Annotated in this window: 1 protein-coding gene; it reads right to left on the bottom strand. The window is 70.3% G+C overall.

Features of this window, described 5'->3' with window-relative positions; all coding sequences use genetic code 11:
• Positions 1–653: ABC transporter substrate-binding protein (locus IE312_RS38915; RefSeq protein ID WP_229899096.1), on the bottom strand; the 653-nt coding region annotated here is incomplete at both ends.

Here is a 653-nt window from a genome sequence, read left to right as displayed (position 1 = left end):
CGCGGCCGGCGGGGGCGGCGCGGTGAGCCGCTTGGTGTACGTCGTACCGAGTGCCTTCTTCACGAACTGGTCGTCGACGAAGGAGTCCACGTCGATGTCACCGGTCAGCTTGGCCGACTTCAGCACGGCCACGTCCTGCTTCAGGGCGGAGACGAGCCGGGGGGCGAGCGCCGGGTTGAACGTGGCGATGCCGTGGGCGCCGTTGTAGAGGTAGACCACCTCGGCGGGCAGGCCGGTGGCCTCGGCGACCTTCTCGGCCGCGGTGACGGGGTGGCCGTTGAGGTAGTCCGTGGCCTGGGCCTGCGCCTTGAGGAAGGCTTCGAGGACGGCCGGGTGCCGACTCGCGAAGTCCTCGCGGGCGGTGACGCCGTGGAACGTGGGCAGATTCAGCTGGGCGCCGTCGTACAGGGCCTTGGCCTTGCCCTGGAAGGCGAGCAGGCCGGGCCAGGCGACGAATTGCGACAGCGCGTCCACGCTGCCGGCCGACAGCGCCGAAGCGCCCACCGCGGGTTGCTGGTTGAGCTTGGAGATCCCCTTGTCCGGGTCGATGCCGGCTCGCTGCAGGGCCCGTACGAGGGTGCCGTCGGCGGCCGAGCCGATGCTCGTGGAGACCTTCCTGCCCTTCAAGTCCTTCAGGGAGGCGAGCGTGGAGT

Origin of the sequence: Streptomyces capoamus (genome assembly GCF_014654935.1) — a bacterium.
GTDB lineage: Bacteria > Actinomycetota > Actinomycetes > Streptomycetales > Streptomycetaceae > Streptomyces > Streptomyces capoamus.
This window is presented reverse-complemented; position numbering and strand designations above follow the sequence as displayed.